The following is a 25,346-nucleotide window of genomic DNA, read 5'->3' on the forward strand; positions in this document are numbered from 1 at the left end:
GAGCGTCTCAGTTGGCACGCAGGCCTCCTATCTCCGCTGCTGGAATATCAGCGTGTTGCCGCTTGGGTCGTCGATATAGACCTCTCGCGTCCCCCAGGTCTGGTCCAGGGGAGCTTCGTGCACGGGCGATTCAGGACGTACGGGAATGGTAAGTCCTCTGGCCCGGAACGATTCGAAAAGCGCATCTACATCGTCGCAGAGCACCATCGCCGAACCTCGCCCGTGACGATCGGCTTGCGGTGCCAAGGTGAGGTGCATTTCGTCTCCGCCGCGTACCAGGCCGGCGTAAATGGGCTTCTCATCAGGCCAGGCAAATGCGATCTGGAAATCGAGCACACCGGAGTAGAAGGCGATGGCCTCGGCCACGTCCCGAACACTCAATATCGGAATCAGCATGGAAATACCGTCCCTACCTTGGATCACCACAGTGTAAGGACTAAGAGCGGGTGACGACCATGGGTGCCCCGCCGATCAAGCAGGCCTTGCGTCAGTTCGTGCAGGATCGCCACCTGACGCCTCTACCGAAGGCCGCCATCCTTGCCCACCCCATTCCCTCCGACGCACAACGTCATCGCAGCGGCACCGGGGTAACCGAACTCCCCCAAATAGTTAACGTTGCCATGGGGCGGCACTCGAAGCATGTGTATTCGTTGCTTGGGTTCATGCCGCTGCTGGATATTCTGCGCAAGTCGCGTTCCAATCCCAGTCGATTGAACTTCGAAAACTAGGGCTTCAGCCCGAGCTTGGAAAACAGTGCCGAAATACCGTCGACTGCATCGTCTTTCGGATGCTGCGCGCAATACGCATCCATCCAGTCGGACAGCGTGTCGACATCAAGGTCCTTGAGTAAATCGACAGAGCCACTCGCCGATGCGTTTACCCCTGTGGCATAGCCGGCGAGCCAACTCACGTCTGCCGTTCGAGCGAGAGAATTTGCGAACTGATCCGGAGTGGCTGCCTTTCCAGGTACATGCTCCAGCCAAGATTTACATCTTCTTAGCCCAAAAGTCGTAAATGTTCTTGTCGAAACGGTGGTGCTTGCGTGTGCGGCCGGAGCCAGAAACGTCGCAACCGACACGGTAGCCAAGTATCCTGCGCCAATGAGAATGGCTCGGAGCGCTGACTTCTTCATGGCCGAACGAACTCCTTCGACCATCCGTACTCCCACTCCTGCGCCACTGCGTTAAGGATTATCAAACACGCGACAATAATTACCAATGAAGGCACAAGAATATCGGATAGCCCCATATCAGACATCATCGACCAAAGTAGATACTCCGAATATCCGCCGAGCGCGAGCATCGGAATAGTAATTGCGAGCACAATCATCGATCTCGAAATCGAGAGAATTGATTTTGTAACTATTCGGAGAACGTACTCCTCCCGGGCTTTAAGCACCTTTGCGTTCCACCGAGCGACCGGTGCAAGTGAGCGAAGAGGAAAGAAATTGAGCAAATGTGGAAATGTTTCTTGGTAGTTATCGCAGCCATGTATCAGCGCAAGCTCGCGCTTTCGCGTGAGGTAAAGCGAGGCTACCTTCGAATTCGCCACCCAGCAAAGTGGTTGATTGATTGGCTGATGCCCGCAGTATTGACGGTTCTGTCGACCGCAGCCGTATTCTTCCTCGCCAGGCCTGGCGCAATCGCCGGGCCTTCGGGCCTCATCGATCGCCTCGCACTGGTTTCGTCGATCCTGCCAGGATTTTACATCGCAGCTCTGGCCGCGATTTCGACATTCAACCGACCAGACATTGACGAGATCATGCCTGCGCCGACGCCCACCCTTCGCATTGCGATGGGCGGCGCGCATAACGTTGTCGATCTCACGAGGCGGCGGTTCTTAGCATACCTTTTCGGATTCCTTTGCTGGGAAAGCATTGCGCTTTTGGTGTTCTGCGTTTTCAGTGGCGTCGTGGCAGACGGCGCGATGCGCCATCTTGGAGGCGCCGCCCAGATCGGAAAGGGCGTCTTTTTAGCCGCGACGTTTATGTTGTTTTGGCAGTTGATATGCGCGACCTGCCTAGGCATTTATTATTTGGCTGATCGACTCAACCGCCCGACGTATTAAGCGAAGTCCGATGTATTGCGACGACACCTCTTGTAGGTGGTCCGTCGGTCACATCTGACGGCTGGCTTACCTAATTGACTCCGCGCACGTCCTGACTCGTTTCGGTAGGCAAGCCGGCCCGCCGAGGCCATTCCTTTAGCTTCCAAGATGGCAACGTCCTCCGCCCGCCGTTGTACCCCGCTTTCGACGATCGAATTGCAATCTTGTCCATGTGAGATTGCGTTCGCATCATCGCTAGCGAGAGTCAGCAAATGCGAACGACTGTGTAACCGCCACCCGCTCAAGAAGAATTTGCACCCAATGTGGAGCAGCGGCGCACTCTTCGCGCATGCGCGCGATCTCGGAGGTCCATCGTCCAAGCTTGTCGCGCGACTGGGCGACCTTCAGCACCTCGTGCACCAGGTCGTTGCGCCGTTCGCGGATGCGTTTCAGGCGGCCGAGCCAGCGGCGGAATTCCACAAGGCGGGTGTCGCGCCGGTCGAAGAGGCCCCGCGTCAGTTCGTACAGGATCGCCACCTGGCTGGTGAAGTTCAGGCGGCGAAGGACCGGCTTGGAGGCGATTGGATCGGCAGGGGGAAGGCAGGCCGCGATGCACGATTCAAGGCTGCCTTCGATGCGTGCGGACAGCACCATGACTTCGCCGACCACGGCGTAGATTTCGCTTTCTTCCATGACTGACATCGACAACTCCGGGCGGTGCGCCACCCTCACGATGAGGGTGGCGGCGTGCCGGGTTCGAAAAGCCGCATACACGAGACGGCCCGGGATAAACCCGCACCGACACGCCGCCAGAGGCAACGCACGGACGCCGCGAAGTCCTCGCGGCGTCCGTCGTGTATAAAGACGGGTTTTCGAAGCCCGGTCACCTCAATTGAGGCAACCCTGAAATGGTGCCCGCCGCGACGCTGACAGTCGATAGTAAGCGTCGCAAAGTTCACCGACGCTTGCTATCGAAGCTTGCTCAATCCACACCCATTGCCAGCGCCGCTGCGTTGGCAGGGGAGGCAGTGGGGTGTCGTTTTCGGAACGCTTCCGCAGGAGGGCAAAGCCCGACGAGGACTTAGTGAAGAAAATGACACCCCACTGCCTCCCCCTCCCTCACCCTAAGCGCGCTCCAACATCCGATGCCTCACTGCCCAGCCGCCGACATCGATGGCGGCGCATCGTGCGGATCAGCACCCCAGGTCTTGTTGGGCGTCGGCCCCATCGTGAGCACCAACGTGGCACCGTTCGCGATGTCCGCATGGCTGAACCACGGCTTGGTCCACGGCTTGCCATTGAGTGTCGCCGACTGGATATACATGTTCTTCGCCGAATTGTTGCGGGCGTCGATCTCGAACACCTTGCCGTTGCCCATGCTCAGGCGAACCTTGTCGAAGATCGGACTGCCGATGATGTAGTCCGGGGTGGCAGGATCGACAGGATAGAAGCCCATCGCACTCAGCACATACCACGAAGACGTGGAACCCTGGTCGTCCATGCCCGGATACGCATTGCCGCTGGCATCGCTGCCGTACAGGTCTTGAAGGATGCGACGTGTCAATGCCTGTGTCTTCCAGGGCTGACCGCCCCAAGCGTACAGGTACGCCGCCTGCTGGTCAGGCTGGTTGCCCTGCACGTATTGGCCGATGAGACCCGTGCAGTCGCGGCAGATGCCCTTGGCTGTGTAAGGGGTAGAGAAGAACGTATCGAGCTTGGCATTGAAGGCGTCGCGGCCACCGAGCAGGTCGATCAGACCCTGCACGTCATGCGGTACAAGCCACAGCGTGGACCAGCCGGAGCCTTCCTTCATCATGAAGTTGTAGTACGGCTCGCCTGGATCGAACGGTGAAATCCATTTGCCGTCTTCGGTGCGGCCGCGGATGAAGCCCACCGACTTGTCAAACACGTTGCGGTAGTTCGCAGCGCGCTTCTCAAACATCGCGGCGTCGTCCGCCTTGCCCAGGCGACGGGCGACATCGGCCAGGGCATGGTCGTCCCAGGCGTATTCGAGGGTAGTGGCGGCACCGGCCTTGCCGGCGGCGTACGGCGGGCTGGGATTGCCCGGCGGGACGATGTCGGAGATCCAGCCGTTCTTCATGTACTCGGCGAGGTAACCCCGCGGGCCCTTGGGATCGGTGGCGTTCTTGCGCAGGTATTCGTAGGCGGCGGCATAGTCGAACTCGATGCCGCGTTGCCAGGCGCCATCGTAGAGGAACACCGCGTGGTCGCCGTGGAAGGACGTATTCATGTACCCGCGTTCGCGCGCGGCGTCCAGTTCGGACTGCATGATGTCCTGCACCACCTTCGGCGCTAGCAGCATCAGCAAGGTGATCTGGTTGCGGCCGGTATCCCAGAACGGCACAGGACCATAGCGATCGTAGCTGGCGATCTGGTCCTTGCCGTCGGCGTTGGTGAAATGCTGGCCTTTATGCGCCAGCAGGCGCGGGCTTGCGAACGTGTGGTACAGCGTGGAGTAGAACAACATGCGCTGCTTCGGCGTGCCGCCGCTCACCTGCACGCGATCGAACAGCTGCGCCCATTCCGCGCGCGCCTGCTCGCGTGCGTGGTCGAAGTTCGCATCCGTGCCGTCGGCCTTCAGCCGATCTTCGGCCTCGGCGGCGCTGCGGCCATGGGCCACCCGCACCAGCACCTGGTCGCCCGCCTTGGTGTCGAAGGTGACGTACGCGCCCGCGTAGCTGCCCGATACTGTGCGCCGGTCAGCCTGCACATCGGAGGTACCCAGCAAGCCGTGGCTGTGGCCCGCCTCGCCGGGGTTGGCGTAGAAACTGCCGAATTGGGCGAACGGCCGGGAGAATTCGGCAATGAAATAACGACCGTCGGAGTCGCGCTCAGGCCGGGGGCCAGCGGCGGCCATGCCGCGAATGGTGTGATCGCCCACCACTTCCACGTCACCACCCATGCGACGTAGATTCACCACCACGTTCGAGCGATGGTTGGCCGGGAAGGTAAAGCGCAACATGCTGCTCCACCGTGTCGCCGTCAGTTCGACCTTGGTATGAAAGGTGGCCAGGTCCACTGTGTAGTAGCCCGGCGAAGCCTTCTCGGTGGCTTTGTCGTAGTACGACGCCTTGTAGTCGGGCGGCACCGTCCAGTCGCCCACCACGGGGGAGATCATCGGCGCCGCGCGTGCGCCATAGGTTGCTCCGCCGCCAGTGAAACCAAACATCGTCGGCTGGCCGTAGAAGTAGGACGTGTCCACGCCCGCGGGGTAACTCAAGTCCGCGTTGACGTTGACGGGGGCTGCCTCGGTGGAGCTTTGCGGCAGGCTGGCACCCGGGGATGTCATGCCCGAATACAACAACTCGCCCGGAGGGGGCGAGTTACCGATCCATTCCTGCCGATCCAGTGGCGCCGTACCGACCAGCGGATTGGCAAGGTCCACCGTGGACTTCGCCGATGGTTGCGGCTTGGCATCCTTGGCATGGCCCGGATCAAGACTTACCACGGCGGCGATCGCCAGGATGGATGCAATCGCGGCAGGCCAGCCGCGTTTCAGGGAACGAAGGCGGCGAAAGCGTGCCGTGCTTGGGGTCATGATCGGGTTCCTGATTAAACCAAAAAGTGCTTGAAGCAGCGGGGCCAGGCAGGATGCCCGGCCCCGCTCATCCTCTATCAGCCACCATCTCCGAACTTGTACGTGATGCCCACGTAGTACTGGCGCCCGGCGTATTCGAGTTCGTACAGCCGCGCGGTGGTGTCGCCGCCGAGGTACTGGCGGGCCGTGGATTTGGTCAGGTTGATCACCGACGCGGTCAGCATCAGGTGCTTGTTGAACTCGTAGTCACCGTTCAGATCAAGCTGGTGGTACGGCCGCGTGTAGATCGGCAGACCGGACGAAAGACCTTGCATGGTGCGGCCCGTCCAGTTGTTGGTGACGCGCAGAAGCAACCCGTTCTTTTCATAGAACAGCGACACGTTGGCCGCGTATTTGGCGCTGCCGATCAGCTCGGATTTACCCACTGCCGTGTCGCCGAGCGTAACGGGCGTTTCGTTGGTCTTGTTGAGCGTGTAGTTGGCGATGTAGCCAAAGCCCCAGTCGTAAGTGTGCTGCGTGTAGAGCTCGATGCCCTTGGAGGTGCCCGAACGGCCATTGGCATTGGTGCTGTACTGCAGGAAGTTCTGCTCGGTGCCGCCGACATCCACGTTGATGTTGTTGACGGTGACCGGGACGACGAAGTTCTTCACCTTCTTCTGGAACAGGTCCAGGCCGATCACCGATTCAGGCGCGTAGTACCACTCGCCTGCCAGGTCGAACTGGGTGGCCGTGAAGGGCTTGAGGTCCGCGTTGGCGCCGCTACCGTACCAACCCGGCGGCGGTGCGCCGAACTGCTTGCGGTCGTTGTAGTAGTCCACCGTGTTGTTGGTGAGGCTACCCAGCTGGGCAAGGTCGGTGTAGTTGGCGCGGGCCAGTGCCTGCGAGCCTGCGGCACGCACCACGAAGTCGTTCGGGAGCGTCCAGGCAACGTTGAAGCTCGGCAGCAGCTTGTTGTACCGCTTGCTGGTGGTGGCGTTGGAGAACGTCTGGATCACCGACTGTTCGCGCGGCAGGTACTGGAAGTCACCCGGAGCGCACGGGCCGCCGGCGATGTTCAGGCCGGTGGTCGGGCAGATCAGGATGTTGCCGCCCGTATCGTGGTAGTACACCGCGTTGTTGGTGGTGATTTCGTCGGCAACGGTCAGGTTCTGCTTCGTGCTGACAAAACGCAGGCCCACATTGCCGCGCAAGGTGTCGGTCTGGAAATTCGCCTGTACGTAGGCTGCCGAGATCTTTTCCTGGATCGAGGATTTATCTTCGGGATGGTTGTAGAGCACCCGGTCGTAGGTTGAATTGAGATAGTTGTAGTAGGCCGGGAAATTGATCGCCGGGAAGATGGCGTCGTTGTAGACCTCGGTGTGGCCACCGAGCGGGCTGGATTCCAGGAAGCCCGCAGGCAGCTGGCCGGCGTTTGGATCGCAGGTCTGGAACTGAAGCTGGGTGCCCTTGCAGTACCAGCGCAGTTCGTTGTTCACCTGCGAGGCATTGCTGTCGCGGTACTTCACACCGAACTGCAACGACTGCATCCAGCTGTCATCGAAGGCCCAGGTGAAGTCCGCCTGCGCGAAGTTCTGCGAGTCGGTGGTATTGACCATGTTCGAGCCGGTGGAACCAAGATCCACCTGCCCCGCGCCGGCCAGCATGTTCTGCAGCACGTTGGGCGAGGCATTGATGGTCGGCTTGCCGTTGAGCGTCCAGGATGCCCCGTTGCTACCGTCCACCCACTGGCCGTCGACGAAGTTGCGCGGCTTGGCAGCCATGCCCAGTTCCACCGACGGACCACCCGTGGACCACGTGCGGCCGACGTTGAACGTACCGCTGAGATCGCCGCCGTTATCCCACTCGCCTTCCAGGTTGATGGTCTGGGAGGTGGCCTTTTCGACCGAGTAGTTGCCGTTGAGCCACGGAATTTCGGTGGAGCATACGTCCACCGTCTGCCGCTGCGCGCCGGTGGAGGGATTGGTCGTGGAGTTACAACCTACCCCGGCGGGCGGAAGGACGTAGTTCGCACCAGTGACCACGGTGTGCGACGGGTCGAACGTCAGGCCATTGGCAGCGAGCAACCTGCCCTGCTGGTCGGTGAAGTTCGCGTTGCTGGGCAGCCCCCACTCGGGCACTTCCAGGGTATTGGTGATCTGGGTCTGTTCGCGCTGGAAGCGGAAGTAATTTCCCGTCAGCAGGAAATGGTCGCTGGGCTTGAACTGCAAGGTGGCCTGGGCGCTCTTGGACTTCAGGTCCAGCTGGTTCCGGCTGGTGGCGAACTGCTGCGGCATCCAGTAACCGGAATAGCCGTTGCCGGCCTGGTCGACCACGCCGCCACCGGGCCACAGAGCCAGGTTGGGCGCCACGTCGGGGCCATACTGCTGGCCATGCACGTTCGTCGGCTGATGGGTACATGTGGCCGTATCGACGCAGTCGTTGTCCCACCAGTGCCAGCTGGAAGCATTGGCCGTGTAGTCGATATCGCGGCGCTTGAGGTAGGTGCCGGCGACAAGGACGCCGAAGGTCTCGTCCTTGTTCTTCCAGGACCACAACGCTGAGGCCTGGGGGTCTTTCTTGCTGCTGTTGTCCGAGCCGGTGCCATTGAAGGAGATGAAGCCGTCATTGGCCTTCATTTCCAGCGGACGACGGGTGTGCAGGTCGACGTTGCCGCCGATGCCGCCCTCATCCAGGCGCGCTTCCAGGCTCTTGTAGAGCTTGATGTCCGAAAACATGTTGGCTGGAATCAACGTGTAGTTGAACGAACGCGTGAGGCCCGCCGAAGTGTCGGCCGAGGCCACGTAGTTGCCGTTGAGCTCGGTCAGCGTGAGTTCGGGCGCAAGGCCGCGGATGCTGACCGTCTTGCCCTCGCCGGACTCGCGGGTGATGACCACGCCTGGCACGTGCGCCAGGGCGTCGGCGATGTTCTTGGCGGGAAACTGCGAGATGTTCTGAGCGTTGATCACCTCGACGATGGAATTGGAATCCCGCTTGTCCTGCATGTTCTGGTCGACCGACTGGCGGAAGCTGGTGACGACGACCGTTTGCAGGTCTGTTACGTCGCCTTTCTTCCCCTTGTCATCCTTCTTGACTGCGGTGCTGTCGGATGTTTGCGGCGACGGCGCAGTTGAGGAAGCAGCGGGCGCATCGGCCTGCGCAAAGGCTATGGCAGGCATTGCCAGGCAACCCATGGACAAAGTCGCCAGGGCGAGCGCGGTACACAACGGCTTTCGTGAAAACACGTGCGGCAAATGTGTCATTTTTCGTGATTCCCTACTTTCGTTATGCGCCTTCAAGTTGGCGCAGTAATCCCCGTTTAATCACGTACTGCGGATTGGCGACTTGTCGCCTCGATTCCTCCCTCTCAAGTTGGATCGATCCAAAATTTTCGGTATCCGACACCACTCCCCATCAACAGCGGATGCTTTGACTCACTGGAATGCTGGAGCGGACCTCTTTCCCGTCAACCTGTCTGGCTTGAGGTAGCGACACGTCGGAATGGGCCCGACGCCAACATCCTCGACCCTGCGCGTGCCATCCCTATCGAAATCCCTCGTCACCCTGCGTGACCCGACCGCCTTTATTTGGATCGGTCTAAATCCCGCTGTTGCAGATTAAGACGCCGAAAACGCAAGCTGTCACGCTGCAATGCAAAAAACGTCATCTGGCCGAAGCTTTTCGGCGCTATGCGGGGCGCGGAGTGGCCGCGCGAGGAGTGCCGCCGCCATTGAAGTTCCGAAGAACTAAACTTTCTCATTCACCCTTGCTTTGCGTGTTCACCCTTGCTCAGTCCCGCTCCGGCGCGTTGCGGGAAGGTGTTGCACCTTCATCTTTTCGCGCTTCAGCAAGGCCTGAGTTTTCGATCAAGCGTTCAGCCAACGCTTTGTAGACAGGCTTCGGGCACACCAATGCGGATACGCCGCGCGCGATAAGGCAGGTTGCCAAGATAGGGATGGCCATTTGCCGGTTGGCTGTCAGTTCCATGGAAATAACGGCGGCCGTAAGAGGCGCCTGGGTAACGCCCGCCAGATACGCTGCCATGCCTAGCAGCACCACGGCCGAGGTGTCGCTTCCCGGCAAAAGCGCGGCAATGTTGTTTCCGAACCCCGCGCCCACGGCAAGCGCGGGCGAAAAGATGCCGCCGGGAATACCCGCCCAGTACGACGCAATATTCCCCATCAATTTCAGCACGCCATAACCGCTTCCGGTCGTGCTTGTTTGGGTCAGGATATCTTTTGCCTGGTCATAGCCGGTTCCATACAGCCCGTCATGGCTGAGCAGGCTTAGCAACACCAGCGCCAGCCCACAGCCGCCGGCAAACAGCACGGGCGCCTTCGCGCGAAGCTGGTTGACCCTCCCGAGGATGCCAGTGTCTGCAGGCAGGATTAGCCGGGCGAAGAGACCGCCGGCGAAGCCACAGACAACACCGTCCAGCAACACCGCAATCCAGGCGCGACCGAGCGGAAGCATGGCGGTGATGGAGCCGAAATAGGCGTAGTTGCCGAGAATGCCAAGCGATACGACGCCTGCGATGATGACGGCGGTCAACAGGATGCCGCTCATCCGGTGCTCGAACGCCCCGGACATTTCCTCGATGGCGAAGACGATGCCCGCCAGCGGCGTATTGAAGGCGGCCGCCAGCCCCGCCGCAGACCCAGCCAGGATGAAGCGTCCTGCGGACGTGGCATCGGAAAATCCGAAACGCTTTCCGAGTGAATACAGGAGGCTTGCGCCAACGTGGACGGTCGGGCCTTCACGACCCACCGATGCACCGCCAAGCAGTGCCGCCAGGGTCAGGGCCATTTTGCCCGCTGCAATCTTCAGCCCAAGCAGCTTTCGGCGAAATGCCTCGTCTTCCACGTGCATGGCGGCAATGGCCTGGGGAATGCCCGAACCCTTGGTGGCATTCAAGGTTCCGGTCGTAAGCCACGCAAGCAGCGCGAACACCGCGGGGGTTACCAGGAACGGCGACCACCAGGCCAAATGCCGAAGCTGCTGGAACAGATGGAAGGCGTAGTCAGCCGCCTTGGCGAAGACGATAGCCGCAAGCCCCACGAGTACCGCGCCAAGCCAGAAGAGAAGGCGCCGCCGCCACTGGCCCGCGGAAAGCAACTCGTGCGATGTCACGAGTCGCCACCAGGCCCATGACTTTCGATTGCCCTCGGACATCCGGCCTTTACCGTGCTTGCGATCAAGCACTATAGCATCGCCCGCCGGAGGCCTTGCTGGTTTACCGATTCAACGATTGCCGCGAGTTCGCCGGTGAATCGAGCACGATCGGTGTACATGAGGCCATGCGGCGCACCTTCATAGACGATCAACTCCGCATCCGGAAGGATGCGCGCATAGGCATGCGCGGTAAGTTCGATGGGCGCGGACGCATCCATGTCGCCATGGATCAAGGTGACCGGAATACGCAACGCAGCCGCCTCGTCGCGGAAGTCGGTTTCCAGGATCGCCCGCTGGAAATCGACGAACGTGCGGCGCGAGACATCCATGATCATCTGGCCAAGCCACTGGATAAGCCGGTCCGGCACGCCCGGTGCGAAGGGTTCGGCATTTCGGTCGATCCATCCAGCAAGGTCGTAGGCCAGTTCACCCAGCAACGCTTCGGCGACTTCCCTGGGCACGCCGCAGGGGTTGTCCTGCGCTGCCAGCATGCACGGACCGGTGGCGCCCACCAGCACCAGTTGGCGGATACGTTCGTCGCCATGCCGGGACAGGTAGCGGATGGCTTCGCCGCTCGCGCCTGAATGGGCTACCAGGGTGACGTCGTGAAGATCCAGGGTGGCGATGACGGTGGCAAGGTCGTTGGCCAGCAGATCGTAGTCGACCTCCCCGCAGTCACTGGAAAAGCCGTGGCCCCGGCGGTCGTAGGCAACGGTGCGCATGCCGGCATCGTTCAGTCCCACCATGGTTTCGGCCCACAGGCGCGAATCCATGCCGGCACCGGCCAGCAAGAGCACCGTCGGCCCATGGCCCCAGTCGCGGACGAACAACAGTTGGCCATCGCCGGTCTCAACGACGGGCGCAGTGGCGGGGGTGGCCTGACGAATGGGGGAGGAAGCGAGGAAGGATTGCACGGTAGTCTCCAGGTTGGGCCGGGCATCGGCGCAAACGAAGCATCGGCGAGCATGTCCCCCTCGGCGATTACCTCACGGGTAATGCCCGGAATATTCCCCACTGTTGGAAATACGCGATGACTCTTGCCGCCATGGAAAACCAGACCCCCGGCGGCCTGCTGCGCGAATGGCGCCAGCGCCGGCGTTTCAGCCAGCTCGCCCTGGCGAACGAGGCTGAGGTTTCCACGCGCCATTTGAGCTTCGTCGAAAGCGGACGGGCGGCAGCGAGCCGCGACATGTTGCTTCATTTGTCCGAGAAACTCGCCATGCCATTGCGCGCCCGAAATCGCCTGCTCGTGGCTGGTGGATACGCACCGGTCTATTCCGAACAACCGCTGGATTCGCCCGACATGGCCGCCGCGCGAGTGGCAGTGGAAAGCATCCTGAAGGCGCACGAGCCCTTCCCCGCCATGGCGGTGGACCGCCAGTGGTGCATCGTGGCCAGCAATGCGGCATTCGCGCCCATCCTTGAGGGCGTGGCCGTTCACCTGCTGCAACCGCCGGTGAACGTGCTGCGCATGACCCTGCACCCGGAAGGCCTTGCCCCCCGCATCGAGAATTTCGACGAATGCCGGTCGCATCTGCTGGAGAGGCTGCATGCACAGGTCGTGGAGACGGGTGATCCCTACCTGGCCGAACTCCTGGCGGAACTGCGCGGTTATCCCGTTCGATCAGGCTCGCAAGCCACCCGGCCGGCCAAACGCATCGCCGTACCGCTGCGCCTGCGCATGCATGGCAGCGACACGGTGCTTTCTTTCCTGTCCACCATCACGGTATTCGGCACACCGGTGGACGTGACGCTTTCGGAACTGGCGCTCGAATGCCTGTACCCGGCCGACGATGCCACTCGCGAAGCGCTATTGCGCCGTGCCTGACGTGATCTTCAAGCAAGCAAGCCCCAAGGAACAACGCAAATGACCGACAAGAGAGTGTGCTTCGATTTCGACGTGGCGTTTTCCAACGGCGGCGGCATCCAGGGCCAGGATTTCCGCCTGGACATCGATGGCGACGACATCGACGACGACGCCCTGGCGGCATACATCGTCCGCGACCTTCGCCTGCTGATGGTGGGCAGCGTAAAGATCCTCAACAAGACCATCATCACCGAACGGCACAAGCGGACAACGGCGGTTGATGAAGCGGAGCCGGGTGAGGGAACACACAAGTTCGACCTCAGCCACGTGATTGAAAGCGGCATGATCACCTACAAGGGGCTGCCTGCACCGCTGGTATGCGATTACATTTCGCGGGAAAACTCCAAGGCCCACTACGCCGAAGGCACCTCGTTCGTGATCGACCGCCTGGACATGGTGGGCAACACCGGCACTTACATCGATTCTCCCTTCCATCGTTACGCCGATGGCTGCGACCTGGCTGGGCTGGCGCTGGACCAGATCTCAGGCGTGCCCGCCGTGGTCGTGCGCGTGGCCGGCGCCACGAACCGCGCGGTGGACTGGACCGAATTCGCAGCCTCCAACGTCAAGGGCAAGGCCGTGCTGGTGCACACCGGTTGGGATCGCCACTGGCGCACCGATGCCTATTTCGAAGGGCATCCGTTCCTGACCGAGAAGGCCGCGATCTACCTGCGCGACCAGGGCGCTCGGTTGGTGGGCATCGATTCGCTCAACATCGACGATACCTCCGACGGCAAGCGGCCGGTGCATACCATCCTGCTGGGTGCCGGCATCCCGATCGTCGAGCACCTCACCGGGCTCGAGAAGCTTCCGGTCGAGGGCCTCCGGTTCTCCGCCGTACCGCCCAAGGTAAGCCGGATGGGCACCTTCCCGGTGCGCGCCCACGCATGGGTGGACGCCAGCGCGTAATGTCCAGAACACACGGGGCGTCGCTGTCAGGCGCCCCTTTTGCGCAAACCTTCAGAAGCGCGAGGCGATGGGCAGCTTCTTCAACTCCTCCAGCAACAAGGCCACCGGAGCTTCCAGGCGAGGTGGCAGCGGACGATAAGCGAGCCAGCCCACCACATCGGTGCGGAAGTCCGCCACCTGGAGCACCTTCAGCCTGTCCCGGTAATTACTGCGCTCAAGAAGATCGGCCGTGACCATGCCCACGCCTGCGCCGCGGGCCACCAGCGAGAGCTGAAGTTCCGAGCCCACGGCCTCCACGGTGACATCGAACGACAGGTTCGAAGCTTCCATCGTGCGCCTTAGCACCGACCGCATGCCGCAGCCGTTCTGGCTCAGCACCCACGAAAACCCGGACAGGCGCTTAAGGTCGCTTCTCGTTGGAAGCCCCAGAGATGGCGCGGCCACGATACGAATCGGTTGCCTGGAAAATGGATGCGCGACCAGCGAGGACGGCGGCGTACTACCATCGGCAAAACCAACCACGGCAGCATCGAGCATATCGTTCTCGACCGCCGCCGTGAGCCCGGGCGACCACGTACTCTGGATACGCAGCGATAGCCTGGGAAAGCACTCGCGCAAGCGATCAACCGGCGTGGCAAGCATCATGTCGGCCAGGTACGGCGGCATCCCCAGGCGCAATTCGCCGGTGGGCTCCGTTGCCGGGTTCACCGATGTCATCAGCTCGCTCTCGGCCTCCAGCATCTGCCGCCCCTTGCGATACACCTCGCGGCCCGCGGCCGATGGCCGCAAAGGTTTGGACTGCCGGTCCAGCAACTGAACGCCAAGCAACGACTCAAGGCCCTGTACGCGGCGGGTGACCGCCGGCTGGGTGAGATGCAGCTTGTTAGCGGCCTGCACGATGGAACCTGAGTCCACCACGGCAATGAAGGCTGCAAGGTCATGCGTATTCATGGCGCTCCAGACTATGCAAGTAAGGCATATTCTTTATAAAGATTATTCAATTGATGCATCGCCCATGGGTATTTAACATCCATCGCCTACCCCGCCGCAAATGCCCACCCCATGCCTCCCGATGCCCCGGCCGTCCAGGCCACCGCCACACCCGTCGAACCGACTGGCACGCTGACGCGCGGCCTGACGGTGCTGTTCGCGTTTGCCGTGAGCATCATGATCGTGAACCTCACCGCGGCGCAGCCATTGGCGGAACCGGTGGCACGCGGTCTTGGCCTGCCCGCCTCGCTGGCGGGCCTGGTGGCCACGCTGCCGCAGGTGGGCTACGCCTTGGGCATGCTGTTCCTGGTGCCGTTGGCGGACCTGCTGGAGAACCGCAGGCTCGCCGTGACGACGCTTGCCATTTGCGCCGCCATGCTTGCGCTTGGCGCTGTCGCACCGAATGCGCCGGTATTCCTGCTGGCCGCCTGTGTGGCAGGTGCCACCTCGTGTGCGATCCAGGTGCTGGTGCCGCTGGCCGCCTCCATGGCACATCCGGAACGTCGCGGAAGCGCGGTAGGCAACGTGATGAGCGGCGTGATGCTCGGCATCCTGTTCTCGCGCCCGCTCGCGAGCCTGGTCGCCGGACACTTTGGTTGGCGCTGGTTCTATGCCTTGCTTGGTGGACTGGACCTGGCGCTGGCCGTGGTGCTTTGGCGCAACCTTCCCGACCGTCGCCCGGACTTCGGCCACAACTATGGCGCGCTTATCGGCTCGCTATGGTCGTTGTGGATACGCGAGCGTGTGCTGCGCCGCTACGCCGTATCCGCGGCATTCGTGATGGCCGCGTTCGCTGCGTTCTGGACGAGCGTGGCGATGCTGCTGGCACAGGCGCCGTTTTCCCTTGATGCCAATGGCGCAGCGGCGTTTGCACTGGCGGGCGTGGCCGGCACCGTGGTCGCTCCGCTGGCCGGCAAGGTGGGCGACAAGGGCCTTAGCAAGATCGGCATGCGCGTGGCCCACGTGGTGCTTCTCGCTGGCGTAGTGCTGGCCGGCATCGCGGGAGCCGGTTGGTTCGGCCTGGATGCAAGCGAACATCGCTATCTGGCGCTGGGTTTGCTGGTGGCGGCGGCCATCGTGATCGACGCCGGCGCCGTCGGTGACCAGACGATCGGCCGGCACGCCATCAACATGCTCGCCCCCGAAGCCCGCAGCCGCCTCAATGGATTGTTCGTGGGCGTGTTCTTCATCGGCGGAGGCACCGGCGCTGCCAGTGCCGGCATCGCCTGGGCTACCGCCGGCTGGACCGGCGTGTGCATGGCGTGCCTGGTATTTGTTGCCCTTGCCTTTGCCGGCGACGTATTCGCGCAAGGATCTGCCGAAGCCTAGAGAGCGACTACCCCGCCCCGGAGGGAACATCCTTCGGAGGCGACGGTGGCGTAGAAGCAATGAGGTGTCGCCGCCGCACCAAGAACCACACGGCGCCAAGGGGGAACGACAGGGCCAGCTGCCATGGCCCATAAGGCTGCGCCACGCCGGAAGCGCTGAACAGCCGGAACGAAATGAGGGAGAAGCCCAGCTCGCCCGTACTCCAGTTCATCGATACCGTTACCACACCCACCAGAGTGAACAACGCCCACCATACCTTCCGCCGCATCGGAGTGCGCAGGCAAGTGACCAGAGCGAACAGGCAGAACAAAGGCATGGCGATGACGCCCAGCAGGAAGAGCCATTGCAAAGGCCCTTTCCCGGCAAGCGAGAAAGCGTTGATTTGTTCGAGCGACTGATCGTGCGTCTCGGCTCGCATACCCACGATTTCCGTACGCTCGCCGGTCTTGACCAAAACGACGTTGGCGACGAGCCAGCGGTGGTCAAACTGGTATTCGTAGCTCAGGTTATAAGTGGTCTGCTTCGCCTTGCCGCTCGCCCAGTGTTCGCCGGTGTAGGTGCCAACCAGCTTCACGTTGGTGGGCGTGCCTGATGGCATTCCGGCGGAGAGGCTACGAAGCTTGACCAACGTGTCGGGGTTATCCAGTTCCCCGGACAACATCGGGCGAAGCTCGTCGATCTTCCCCGTCCGCCATTCGTCGATCACCGACCGGCCGATCTCGGCGGCGGGATGGGGCGTGAGCTTGTCGATCATGGCTTGCTGATCGCACGCGCAAACGCCAAACACGATGGCCAGCACGACCACGCAACGCCTGATGATCCCCATGGGCACGTCCGATGTGATGTTCGACGTCGTTATACGCCTGAACTGGTAGCCACGCTAGCGTGCCGGGGTCGCAAGGCGATACGCACCAGGTAGATAACGATCAGTATATTGGCCACCATCACGGCAAGCTTCAGCCAGCCGAAGCGCACGATGCATTCGTACAGTTCGACGGGCACAAACGAGCCGGTGGCGATCACGGTGAACCACTCGGCCCAGTGCTTGCGCATCCACAGGCCGATGCCCTCGGTGGCAAAGATAGCGGCGTAGACCAACGCCACAATGCCCACCGCAATGAATTTCGCCGGCCCCATGCCCTCGAGCAGGTGCACCAGGCTCCAGCGGATGCTGTTGCTTTCGGTCAGTTGCAGGTGCTCAAGCCATTGCACCAGATTCTGGAAGTTCTGTTCGCGATCCAGGCGAAAGGCAGCGATGGCGATGAAGATCAGGCCGATGGTCTTCACCGCCTTGTACACGGCGATAATGCGAAGTCCTGCCGGGTATTTTTCGGTATCTGCAGAGGAAGCGGATGCGTGGTCCATGAAGTTTGGGCTTATTTTCCCAGTGCCAAGGCGATCGCCCTGGCCGCCAGCGGCCGCATGACATCATAGCCCGCGGCATTCGGGTGCAGCCCATCGAAGGTCAGGCTCTTCTTGAACACGCCCTCTTCGTCGAGCATCGCCGGGTAGTAGTCGAGCAGCACCAGGTGCTCGCCCCGGGCGTAGTCGCGGATCCAGGTGTTGAGTTCCTTGATGGTCTCCGGCGGGCGGTTTTTGCTCTGGTTCGGATCGAAGTAGTCGCTCACCGGCAGCACCGTGGCCAGGATCACCTTGATGTGGTTGGCCCGGGCAATATCGACCATCGAGGCAAGGTTGTCCTCGATCATCTGCACGCTCTGCTTGCCTGTATTGCCGGCGATGTCGTTGGTGCCGGCCAGGATAACCACGGCCTTGGGGTTAAGGGCAACGACGTCGGCGCGGAAGCGGACCAGCATCTGTGGCGTGGTCTGCCCGCTGATGCCGCGATTGATGTACGGCTTGTCGGTAAAGAACACACCCTGGCCGCGACCCCAGAAATCGGTGATCGAATCGCCCATGAAGACCACACGCTTCTCGCCCTTGGCAGGCTTGGCGACGGTTTCGTTGTCGGCGTGGTAACGGGCCAGTTGCGGCCAGTCAGCCAGTTGCTTCTGGGCCTCGGCCAGCTTCTGTTCGCTGGTGGGTACCGCCGGTGCCGCGGTGGCCTTGGCGTTGGCATCGACCGTGGAAGCCGCCTGCGATTTGGGCGCCACCGTGGTGCATGCCGAGCCCATCAGTACCAACCCAGCCAGCGCAAATGCGGCACATGCACGATTCATCGGTCCAACCCTTCACGACGAGTTCTTGAGCATAGGCCGGCAGCCCGCCACCGACAACGGGTGCCTGAAGTCACGGTGACCGGGCCCTTGCACCATCACGGCGACACCCCACCATGGACGGATAGAATCCGCGCATGGCGATAAGCTAAAAGTGAGGCACGAAAGATGAAGAAGCTCTTGTTCGCGCTCTGCCTGGCATTTATAGCCATCGGCCCTGTATTCGCCGACGACTCGCCCAAGGCGGTACAGGCAGCCATCGCCCAGGGTAATTACCCCCTGGCCGAACAGGAATTGCGCCAGGCCATCGCCGAGCATCCGCAAAGCGCCAAGGCGCACTATGTGCTGGCGCAGGTGCTGGCCCACCAGGGCAACATCGGCGATGCACGCACCGAAGCGGATAAGGCGCAGGCACTGGATCCCAAGATCGGCTTTACCGATCCGGCCAAGTTCCAGCGCTTCCAGACGGAACTGCGCCAGGCTACCGCGCCAGCACCCACGCGCGCCGCGCCAGCGCGGCGTGAGGCATCAGCTGCAGCCGCGGCCCCCGTGCCGTTCCAAGTGGAGAAACCCCATACGAGCATCTGGCCATGGGTGTTGGGTCTGGGGGTGATCGGCGGCATCGTGATGATGGTGATGCGTCGCCGGCAATCCCAGCCACCCGGCGGCCCGGGCTACGGCTATGGCCAGGGTCCCAATCCCAATGTTCCGCCGGGATTTCCCGGCCAGGGGTATCCGCCGCAAAACCAGGGCTCGGGCATGGGTAGCTCGTTCCTGGGCGGCCTGGCTGGCGGCGCCCTTGGCGCCGCGGCGGTGAACATGTACGAGAACCATGAGCGCCGCGAAGAAAGCGAACGCGGCGGGAACGGGATCGTCGGCGGCAACGATGCCGCTGACAGCCGCGGCCAGGCCTACGACGACCTTCGCGACCAGCCCATCGACATGGGCAACGACGATAGTGGCTGGGGTGGTGGCGGTGGCGGCGACGACTCCAGCTTCGACAGCGGCGGCAGCGACGACAGCTGGACCTGACGACGGTTCACCGCTTCGCATGAACCTGCGCTAGTCTCGGTCCCCGGAATATTCCGGGGACCGTAGATGAACAGTGCCGAGCTTTTCCTGATCGCCATGGTGATCATTTTCGCCGTGCCCTACCTGATCTGGCGGCTCGGCCGCACCGACTACTACGCGCCGCTGGTGGTGGTGCAGATCCTCACCGGCATCCTGCTTGGCCCAGGCATCCTGGGCGCCGCCTACCCCGCTTACTACCAGACCATCTTCACCCCCTCTGTGGTGACCGCGCTGAACGGGGTGGCCTGGTGGGCCGTGATGATCTTCGTCTGGATCGCCGGCATCGAGCTGGATCTCAAAGCCGCCTGGGCGCAGCGCAAGGAATGCGGTACCACCGCGGCACTGGCCCTGGGCGTACCCCTGCTGTTCGGCTGCGCCGCGGCGGTGGGCCTGTTGGCGTGGCGTGACGGCTGGCTCGGCACGCAGGGCACGAACACGCAGTTCGTGCTGGGCGTGGGCATGGCCTGCGCGGTGACGGCGTTGCCGATCCTTATTCTTTTGCTCGAGAAACTGGGCGTACTGCGTGAACCGCTGGGCAAGCGTGTGCTGCGTTATGCCAGCCTCGACGACGTGATGATCTGGGGGGTGCTGGCGCTGATCCTGCTGGACTTCGACCGCGTCGGTAAACAGGCGATCTTCCTGGCCCTGCTGGTGCCCGTATCCATTGGCTATCGCAAGCTGATGCGCCGCATCCCGGAAAGCGATCGCTGGTACGTGGGCATGGTGTGGCTCGCCCTGTGTGCCTACGGCGCGGACTTCTCGGGGTTGCACTTCATGGTGGGCGCGTTCCTCGCTGGCGTCGTCACCGACTCTGAATGGTTCAACCAGGAACACATGGATTTGCTCCGCCGCCACGTACTGCTTACGGTGATGCCGGTGTTCTTCCTTTCCACGGGCCTGCGTACGAACTGGTCGATCGGTGGCGCTTCGGTTTTCATCGCCGCGGCCGTGTTGCTGGTGGCATCGGTGGCCGGCAAGCTCGCCGGCGTCGGCATCGCCGGCAAGATGCTCGGCTGGGCACGCGGCGACATCTGGATCGTCGGCTGGCTGCTGCAAACCAAGGCGTTGATCATGATCATCTTCGTCAACGTACTACTGGACCGCCACCTGATCAGCAGCGAAACCTTCACCGCGTTGCTGCTGATGGCGGTGGCCAGCACCATGCTGACGGTACCGATGGTCGCGCCGAGGCTGGCGCATCGAAAGCTTGCCGATCACACGATCGGCTGCGCCGAGGGAACTTCCGCTTCGTAGCTCACTGCGTGGAAGCCGGCGCCCCGCTTGGCGATGCGCTTGGCGGCGGCTGCAAGGCTGGCCACGGCCTCGGCATGGCGCGGGAACTCGTCGGCGAAGGTCACTGCGCCCACAGCCACGGTGGTGATGGGAATAAGCCGGCGGCTACCCTGGCGATCCTCTCCCTCGATACCGCCGCGCGCACGATCGGCGGCGTCGAACAGGGCTGGAGCCATCTGGTTGAAGCGAAGGCGCATCTGCGTGCAGCGGTCGAGCCAGTCGTCGCCCTGGAACAGCACCACGAAGTCGTCGCCCCCGATGTGCCCGACGAAGTCGCTGTCGTGGCGCAGGTCCCCGGTAAGCGTGCTTGCCAGCAGGCAGATCATCTCGTCGCCGCGAAAATATCCGTACAGGTCGTTGAACGGCTTGAACTGGTCCAGGTCGAAGTAGGTCGCGGTGAACGGGCGCCCGGCTTCCAGCAGCCGGGCGATATGCTCGGCGACAGGGATATTGCCCGGAAGGAAGGTCAGCGGGTTGGCGTAGCGCGCCGCCTCCACGCGGATCTCGGTCACGCGCCGCACCAGCGATTCACCGGTGCCCAGCCCCAGGTAACGGCCCTGCGAGGTGATCACGAAGCCATCGCTCAAGTAACGCTGGTCCTCGCCGCGGAGGATATCGGCCATGCTCTGCAGCGACTGCTCCGCGTCGCACAGGAGCGGATGGGCGTTCATGAAACTGGTGCAACTCTTGCGACCGAAGAGTTCGCGGGCGAAAGGCTGTGCCATGCGCTCGGTAAACGCGCGCCGGTTGACGATGCCGATGGGCTGGCCATCCTCCACCACCGCTACGGCATGCAGCCGCTCATCGGTGCTGAATATCTGCACAAGGTCTTCATTGGTTTGCGTCGGTGCCAATGCCGGTGCCTGGATCAACAGGTGCTCGGCGTTGAGTGGCCTGGCGCCCACCGGACCGCGCGGACGCGGAGGCACCGGCACGCTGGCGCTGGCCAGCGCCAGCATCGCTGCCGCCGGCACCAGGGCTGCCGGTTCGCTTTCCGGGTGCCCGATGAGGAACCCTTGAGCGAAGGGAATACCCAGTTCGCGCAGCATGCACAGGTCGTCACCCTCTTCCACGCCTTCGCCCACGAGTTCGGCGCCAAGGGTTTCGGCCACCATGCACAGGGCACGCACGATGGCGAGCTTCTCCGCGCTCCTGGACAAGCCGTTGATCAGGTAGCGGTCGATCTTCACGATCTCCGGCTGCACCTCGTTCCACATCTCGAAGTTCGAATGGCCGTTGCCGAAATCGTCAAGGGCAATACGCACGCCACGCGCGCGGAGGTAACCCAGTGCATGCGCGAGTGCGGCGGCATTCTCGACGATGTCCCGCTCAGTGATCTCCACGGTGATGCGTCCGAAGTCGAGTCCCGGCACCGTCAATGCATCGATCACATCGTCCGGCCGCATCCCGTCATGCAACACCGCGTGCGCGCTCAGGTTCACCAGCAGGCGTCCACTCAGCGCCTGTCGCGAAAACTCCGTGGCAATGCAGCGCGCTGCACGCAATTCGAATTCGCCAAGCTTGCCGCGGGCGCGTGCCAGGTCCAGCAGGTCGATCGGCGTCAATGCAGCGCCGGGCAAGTGACTGCGGATCAAACCCTCGTAAGCGACGATTGCGCCCGTCTGGATCCGGATTACCGGCTGGAAGGCTGCGCGCAGATAAGCGGATGAAAGGGCCTGGTCGAGGATCGAGGTAGGGTCTGAACCTAAGTGCGGGGTTTCCAGGCGAGGCATGCGTTAGGCCGAGGAACAGTGTTGGCATGATATCGACCCGGACGTTGACCGCTTGAATGAATTTTTGATGACACTTAAGCAAATCAAACAGTTGCTGTGTCCGTTCTAGCTGACACCGAGTGGTCACAATCGGCTGCTATTGCTCGTGGGACACAAGGTGATCCCGGAGCAACGGCATGAACAGCGCGGTCCTAGGCGAAGGCGTCAAAGGCTCCCCACTCCAGCGTTACCTTGGCTTCGGCCTGTTTGGCGGGTTCCTGCTGGCGGCGGCGATCTACGTGGCATCCCAGCTTGGCCACGACCTGGAAGTGGTGCCCTCCAGCCCCGCCCTCGCCTACGTCCTCTTGGGTGTCGCCCTGTTGATTGCACTGGGCTTCGAATTCGTCAATGGCTTCCACGACACGGCCAATGCCGTGGCCACGGTGATCTACACGCGAGCGCTTCCTGCCAGTTTCGCGGTGGTCTGGTCCGGCGGCTGGAACTTCATCGGCGTGATGGTTTCCACCGGCGCGGTGGCTTATACGGTGCTGCAACTTTTGCCCATCGCCCTGGTATTGGACGTGGGCTCGGGCACGGGCTTTGCGATGGTGTTCGCATTGCTTATCGCGGCGATCATCTGGAATCTTGGCACCTGGTATCTCGGCCTTCCCTCGTCGAGTTCGCACACGCTGATCGGATCGATCATCGGCGTTGGCCTGATGAACCAGTTGATGAGTTCGGGTGATGCCACGAGCGCTGTGGACTGGAGCCAGGCCTGGAATGTCGGCAAAAGCCTTTTGTTCTCGCCGCTGCTGGGGTTTGCCCTGGCCTACGGACTGCTGGTGCTCCTGCGTGCGCTGGTGAAGGTGCCTGAGCTCTACCAGGAACCCAAGGGTGAAGCACCGCCGCCGTTCTGGATACGCGGCCTGCTGATCCTCACCTGCACTGGCGTGTCATTCTTCCACGGCTCCAACGATGGCCAGAAGGGCATGGGCCTGATCATGCTGATCCTGATCGGCACGGTGCCGGGCGCCTACGCGCTCAATCGCGCGGTCACGCCCAGCCAGACGCAGACGTTCATCGCGGTAGCGCATTCGGCCAGTGAAGTATTCGCCCGCAACAGCGCCGGTGTTGCTCCGGCCACCGATCCGCGCGCGGAACTGGAGCGTTACATCAACTCGCACGACTTGAAGCCGGCCACCATCGCAGCGCTCGGCCAGCTCACCGACGCCATCAGCGGCCAGGTGGGCCGCAGCACCACGTTGGCCGACGTTCCCCAGAGCGCGGTGAACAACGTGCGCAACAACATGTACTTAAGTTCCGAAGCGCTGCGGGTGATGAGCAAGGCCAAGCAGCCCGCGTTCAGCCCGAGCGACCAGGCAGTGCTGGACAACTATCACAAGTCGCTGGACAACGGCACCAAATTCATCCCGACCTGGGTCAAGGTGGCCGTGGCATTTGCGCTGGGCCTGGGCACCATGGTCGGCTGGCGCCGCATCGTGCGCACCGTGGGCGAGCGCATCGGCAAGCAGCACCTGACCTACGCGCAGGGCGCGTCGGCCGAGGTGGTGGCGGCGGTCACCATCGCCGCGGCCGATAGCTTCGGCATGCCGGTAAGCACCACGCACGTGCTGTCATCGGGCGTGGCCGGTGCCATGGTCGCCCAGGGATCGGGCCTGCAGTGGGCCACCGTACGCAGCATGCTGATGGCCTGGGTACTCACGCTACCCGCGTCGATCGCGCTTGCAGCGTGCCTGTTCTGGGTGTTCCGCCACGTTTTCTAAGCCTAGAGCCGCCTTATGGTGAAGGCGGCGCGGCACCCTTCGGCGGCGGAGGCGGCGCGAACGTCGCCAGGCGTGCACGCATGTAGCGTTCGATGCACTTGGTATCGCTGCCGCACAGTTCGTTGCGCTCGTGCTGCCAACCGGCCTGGCCTTCGCGCAAGGTGGTGGCACGATCGCCGGAGGTTTGCGCCAAGGCCTTGTTGAAAGCCGCTGCCTGTTCGCGGTCGAGCGCGGACAGCGCTTTGTTGGCGCAGATCACCGTCTCGGTCATGGAGAGCGACTTTTTGCAGTCGAACGAAGGGCCGGCGCTTTCGGCCGCGACGCTGGCGGGATCCACATGAGCGGACGCCGCGGGCGCTTCTGAGGACGCCGGCGCAGGAAGGGTTGTAGCTACCGGGGCCGCCGAGGGCGCGGGAGCGCTGGAGGACGTTGCCGGCGGCGACAGCGCGGCCGATGGCACGGTTGCAGGCGTGGATGCGGCAGGCGCGGGTGCCGGCGATCCGGTGACTGCCACTGGCGCGGCAGCGACCGGCCGTGGGACCGCAGGGGCCTGCCGGTCAGCCACCAGCTGGCCGGCGGTGACCGCGTTGACCTGCGACGTCGACGGCAGGCGGATGTCATCGCGCAGCACGAACAGCGCCGCCCACACGACGGACAACACCGCACCGACTGCGATGGCAAAGCGCGCACGACCGATGCCCTGCTTCTGCGGATGGCGATGGATGTCACGGACGGCAAGCATGCCGGCCAGCATCGCCAGCAGGCCCACTCCCGGGACGATCGAAAATACGCCCAGGTAGCCGGCGATGGCGGCGATCGACGAGCGCGGCGGCTTCGCTTCCACCGGCTCCGTGGATGCTTGATCTTCGACAATCGGCTGCGTCCATGCCGGCGGGAATGCCGAGGCGTCGACGGGCAGCGGCGGGGGTGGCGGCGGCTCGAAAGCCACCGGAACGTCAAGTTCCGCGGCGACATCGTTGGTTGTCGCTTCGGAGAGCGATGCCGGCTCAACTTCGGTTATCGCCTCGGGGAGCGGTGCCGGTTCAACTTCGTCCGATGGCAAGGACACCACCGGTCGTTGCCACACCTGCCACTCACGCGTGTTGCGCAGGCGGTAACGCTCGCCATCGGCGATGAATCGCTCGAGCGCGGCGTGCGGCACGGGACCGAGCGAGGCGCCCTCGCGTTCGATGTACACGAAGGGATCGCGGTCGGGAACGACCTCGGCGATGGCGCCGATCGCCGCCAGCCGGTCGGCCACTTCAGTGGCAAGGGCTTCGTCCAGCTGTCTGCGCACCAGCAGCGGCATCGCCGAAAGTACCTTTGCCGCGAAAGCTGCCTGGTCCAGGCCCAAGGCCCGGGCGACGGGCGTCCAATCGACATCCGCCTGGCCGGCTTTCGGGCCGGCTAGCACCACACCAAATGACGTCACGCGCATATCCCCCTGTTTCTCCGGGGAGT

Annotated in this window: 21 protein-coding genes; 8 read left to right on the forward strand and 13 right to left on the reverse strand. The window is 62.7% G+C overall.

The window, feature by feature from the left end:
- Window positions 1–27 precede the first annotated feature (27 nt).
- Entirely contained in the window at window positions 28–396 is a 369-nt protein-coding gene (locus tag NDK18_RS12630; protein WP_250627959.1) for a bleomycin resistance protein, read from the reverse strand.
- Between the two features lie 59 nt (window positions 397–455).
- Here NDK18_RS12630 and NDK18_RS12635 point away from each other — a divergent pair, with 59 nt between their 5' ends.
- The gene (locus tag NDK18_RS12635) at window positions 456–728 is read left to right on the forward strand and encodes a hypothetical protein (RefSeq protein ID WP_250627960.1); all 273 of its coding nucleotides are present in this window, start codon (window positions 456–458) and stop codon (window positions 726–728) included.
- On the opposite strand, the gene NDK18_RS12640 is transcribed toward NDK18_RS12635, so the two are convergent.
- Complete coding sequence (locus NDK18_RS12640; protein WP_250627961.1) at window positions 725–1,132, reverse strand: hypothetical protein; 408 nt, start codon at window positions 1,130–1,132, stop codon at window positions 725–727. The genes NDK18_RS12635 and NDK18_RS12640 overlap by 4 nt on opposite strands.
- 338 nt (window positions 1,133–1,470) lie before the next feature.
- On the opposite strand from NDK18_RS12640, the gene NDK18_RS12645 reads away from it, so the two are divergent.
- Window positions 1,471–2,067 (forward strand): hypothetical protein, encoded by a 597-nt coding sequence (locus NDK18_RS12645; RefSeq protein ID WP_250627962.1) that lies wholly within the window; start codon window positions 1,471–1,473, stop codon window positions 2,065–2,067.
- A gap of 234 nt (window positions 2,068–2,301) precedes the next feature.
- Here the strand turns inward: NDK18_RS12645 and NDK18_RS12650 are convergent, their stop codons facing one another.
- From NDK18_RS12650 to NDK18_RS12670, 5 genes are all read right to left on the reverse strand, one after another.
- A complete protein-coding gene (locus NDK18_RS12650; RefSeq protein ID WP_250627963.1) occupies window positions 2,302–2,748 on the reverse strand; it encodes a hypothetical protein in 447 nt (148 codons plus the stop codon).
- A gap of 448 nt (window positions 2,749–3,196) precedes the next feature.
- The gene (locus NDK18_RS12655; protein ID WP_250627964.1) at window positions 3,197–5,605 is read right to left on the reverse strand and encodes a GH92 family glycosyl hydrolase; all 2,409 of its coding nucleotides are present in this window, start codon (window positions 5,603–5,605) and stop codon (window positions 3,197–3,199) included.
- Between the two features lie 77 nt (window positions 5,606–5,682).
- A complete protein-coding gene (locus tag NDK18_RS12660; protein WP_250627965.1) occupies window positions 5,683–8,760 on the reverse strand; it encodes a TonB-dependent receptor in 3,078 nt (1,025 codons plus the stop codon).
- Window positions 8,761–9,370: 610 nt separating this feature from the next.
- Window positions 9,371–10,753, reverse strand: coding sequence for a chloride channel protein (locus NDK18_RS12665; protein WP_250628041.1), 1,383 nt, complete (start codon window positions 10,751–10,753; stop codon window positions 9,371–9,373).
- A gap of 29 nt (window positions 10,754–10,782) precedes the next feature.
- Window positions 10,783–11,667 (reverse strand): alpha/beta fold hydrolase, encoded by an 885-nt coding sequence (locus tag NDK18_RS12670; RefSeq protein ID WP_250623878.1) that lies wholly within the window; start codon window positions 11,665–11,667, stop codon window positions 10,783–10,785.
- Between the two features lie 116 nt (window positions 11,668–11,783).
- Here NDK18_RS12670 and NDK18_RS12675 point away from each other — a divergent pair, with 116 nt between their 5' ends.
- Together NDK18_RS12675 and NDK18_RS12680 are read left to right on the forward strand one after the other, a co-directional pair.
- A complete protein-coding gene (locus tag NDK18_RS12675; RefSeq protein WP_250627966.1) occupies window positions 11,784–12,581 on the forward strand; it encodes a helix-turn-helix domain-containing protein in 798 nt (265 codons plus the stop codon).
- 39 nt (window positions 12,582–12,620) lie between these two features.
- Complete coding sequence (locus NDK18_RS12680) at window positions 12,621–13,529, forward strand: cyclase family protein (RefSeq protein ID WP_250627967.1); 909 nt, start codon at window positions 12,621–12,623, stop codon at window positions 13,527–13,529.
- A 51-nt stretch (window positions 13,530–13,580) separates the two neighbouring features.
- On the opposite strand, the gene NDK18_RS12685 is transcribed toward NDK18_RS12680, so the two are convergent.
- Window positions 13,581–14,480 (reverse strand): LysR family transcriptional regulator, encoded by a 900-nt coding sequence (locus NDK18_RS12685; RefSeq protein WP_250627968.1) that lies wholly within the window; start codon window positions 14,478–14,480, stop codon window positions 13,581–13,583.
- A 111-nt stretch (window positions 14,481–14,591) separates the two neighbouring features.
- On the opposite strand from NDK18_RS12685, the gene NDK18_RS12690 reads away from it, so the two are divergent.
- Window positions 14,592–15,848 (forward strand): MFS transporter, encoded by a 1,257-nt coding sequence (locus NDK18_RS12690; protein WP_250627969.1) that lies wholly within the window; start codon window positions 14,592–14,594, stop codon window positions 15,846–15,848.
- Window positions 15,849–15,855: 7 nt separating this feature from the next.
- Here the strand turns inward: NDK18_RS12690 and NDK18_RS12695 are convergent, their stop codons facing one another.
- The 3 genes from NDK18_RS12695 to NDK18_RS12705 are packed head-to-tail and all read right to left on the reverse strand — an operon-like array spanning window position 15,856 to window position 18,028.
- Window positions 15,856–16,647 carry a hypothetical protein gene (locus NDK18_RS12695; RefSeq protein WP_250627970.1) on the reverse strand — a complete coding sequence of 264 codons (792 nt, stop codon included), beginning with the start codon at window positions 16,645–16,647 and terminating at the stop codon, window positions 15,856–15,858.
- Window positions 16,648–16,703: 56 nt separating this feature from the next.
- A complete protein-coding gene (locus tag NDK18_RS12700; RefSeq protein ID WP_250623884.1) occupies window positions 16,704–17,213 on the reverse strand; it encodes a DUF2127 domain-containing protein in 510 nt (169 codons plus the stop codon).
- Window positions 17,214–17,224: 11 nt separating this feature from the next.
- A complete protein-coding gene (locus tag NDK18_RS12705; protein WP_250623885.1) occupies window positions 17,225–18,028 on the reverse strand; it encodes an SGNH/GDSL hydrolase family protein in 804 nt (267 codons plus the stop codon).
- A 165-nt stretch (window positions 18,029–18,193) separates the two neighbouring features.
- Between NDK18_RS12705 and NDK18_RS12710 the strand changes: the two genes are divergently transcribed.
- On the forward strand, window positions 18,194–19,057 hold the full coding sequence (locus NDK18_RS12710) for a tetratricopeptide repeat protein (protein ID WP_250623886.1): 864 nt from the start codon (window positions 18,194–18,196) through the stop codon (window positions 19,055–19,057).
- A gap of 66 nt (window positions 19,058–19,123) precedes the next feature.
- Entirely contained in the window at window positions 19,124–20,350 is a 1,227-nt protein-coding gene (locus NDK18_RS12715) for a cation:proton antiporter (RefSeq protein WP_250627971.1), read from the forward strand.
- Here the strand turns inward: NDK18_RS12715 and NDK18_RS12720 are convergent.
- Window positions 20,311–22,122, reverse strand: coding sequence for an EAL domain-containing protein (locus NDK18_RS12720; protein ID WP_250623888.1), 1,812 nt, complete (start codon window positions 22,120–22,122; stop codon window positions 20,311–20,313). The genes NDK18_RS12715 and NDK18_RS12720 overlap by 40 nt on opposite strands.
- A gap of 176 nt (window positions 22,123–22,298) precedes the next feature.
- Between NDK18_RS12720 and NDK18_RS12725 the strand changes: the two genes are divergently transcribed.
- Window positions 22,299–23,885, forward strand: coding sequence for an inorganic phosphate transporter (locus NDK18_RS12725; RefSeq protein ID WP_250623889.1), 1,587 nt, complete (start codon window positions 22,299–22,301; stop codon window positions 23,883–23,885).
- A 13-nt stretch (window positions 23,886–23,898) separates the two neighbouring features.
- On the opposite strand, the gene NDK18_RS19425 is transcribed toward NDK18_RS12725, so the two are convergent.
- Window positions 23,899–25,317 carry a lysozyme inhibitor LprI family protein gene (locus tag NDK18_RS19425; protein ID WP_250623890.1) on the reverse strand — a complete coding sequence of 473 codons (1,419 nt, stop codon included), beginning with the start codon at window positions 25,315–25,317 and terminating at the stop codon, window positions 23,899–23,901.
- Window positions 25,318–25,346: the final 29 nt, after the last annotated feature.

Origin of the sequence: Pinirhizobacter soli, assembly GCF_015905305.1 — a bacterium.
Classification (GTDB): Bacteria; Pseudomonadota; Gammaproteobacteria; order Xanthomonadales; family Rhodanobacteraceae; genus Pinirhizobacter; species Pinirhizobacter soli.

Excerpts from the sequence above, each read along its gene's own strand:
- NDK18_RS12630 (WP_250627959.1), bottom strand. The coding sequence starts at position 396 with ATGCTGATTCCGATATTGAGTGTTCGGGACGTGGCCGAGGCCATCGCC.
- NDK18_RS12635 (WP_250627960.1), top strand. The coding sequence starts at position 456 with ATGGGTGCCCCGCCGATCAAGCAGGCCTTGCGTCAGTTCGTGCAGGAT.
- NDK18_RS12640 (WP_250627961.1), bottom strand. The coding sequence starts at position 1,132 with ATGAAGAAGTCAGCGCTCCGAGCCATTCTCATTGGCGCAGGATACTTG.
- NDK18_RS12650 (WP_250627963.1), bottom strand. The coding sequence starts at position 2,748 with ATGTCAGTCATGGAAGAAAGCGAAATCTACGCCGTGGTCGGCGAAGTC.
- NDK18_RS12655 (WP_250627964.1), bottom strand. The coding sequence starts at position 5,605 with ATGACCCCAAGCACGGCACGCTTTCGCCGCCTTCGTTCCCTGAAACGC.
- NDK18_RS12660 (WP_250627965.1), bottom strand. The coding sequence starts at position 8,760 with ATGCCTGCCATAGCCTTTGCGCAGGCCGATGCGCCCGCTGCTTCCTCA.
- NDK18_RS12665 (WP_250628041.1), bottom strand. The coding sequence starts at position 10,753 with ATGTCCGAGGGCAATCGAAAGTCATGGGCCTGGTGGCGACTCGTGACA.
- NDK18_RS12675 (WP_250627966.1), top strand. The coding sequence starts at position 11,784 with ATGACTCTTGCCGCCATGGAAAACCAGACCCCCGGCGGCCTGCTGCGC.
- NDK18_RS12680 (WP_250627967.1), top strand. The coding sequence starts at position 12,621 with ATGACCGACAAGAGAGTGTGCTTCGATTTCGACGTGGCGTTTTCCAAC.
- NDK18_RS12685 (WP_250627968.1), bottom strand. The coding sequence starts at position 14,480 with ATGAATACGCATGACCTTGCAGCCTTCATTGCCGTGGTGGACTCAGGT.
- NDK18_RS12690 (WP_250627969.1), top strand. The coding sequence starts at position 14,592 with ATGCCTCCCGATGCCCCGGCCGTCCAGGCCACCGCCACACCCGTCGAA.
- NDK18_RS12700 (WP_250623884.1), bottom strand. The coding sequence starts at position 17,213 with ATGGACCACGCATCCGCTTCCTCTGCAGATACCGAAAAATACCCGGCA.
- NDK18_RS12705 (WP_250623885.1), bottom strand. The coding sequence starts at position 18,028 with ATGAATCGTGCATGTGCCGCATTTGCGCTGGCTGGGTTGGTACTGATG.
- NDK18_RS12710 (WP_250623886.1), top strand. The coding sequence starts at position 18,194 with ATGAAGAAGCTCTTGTTCGCGCTCTGCCTGGCATTTATAGCCATCGGC.
- NDK18_RS12715 (WP_250627971.1), top strand. The coding sequence starts at position 19,124 with ATGAACAGTGCCGAGCTTTTCCTGATCGCCATGGTGATCATTTTCGCC.
- NDK18_RS12720 (WP_250623888.1), bottom strand. The coding sequence starts at position 22,122 with ATGCCTCGCCTGGAAACCCCGCACTTAGGTTCAGACCCTACCTCGATC.
- NDK18_RS12725 (WP_250623889.1), top strand. The coding sequence starts at position 22,299 with ATGAACAGCGCGGTCCTAGGCGAAGGCGTCAAAGGCTCCCCACTCCAG.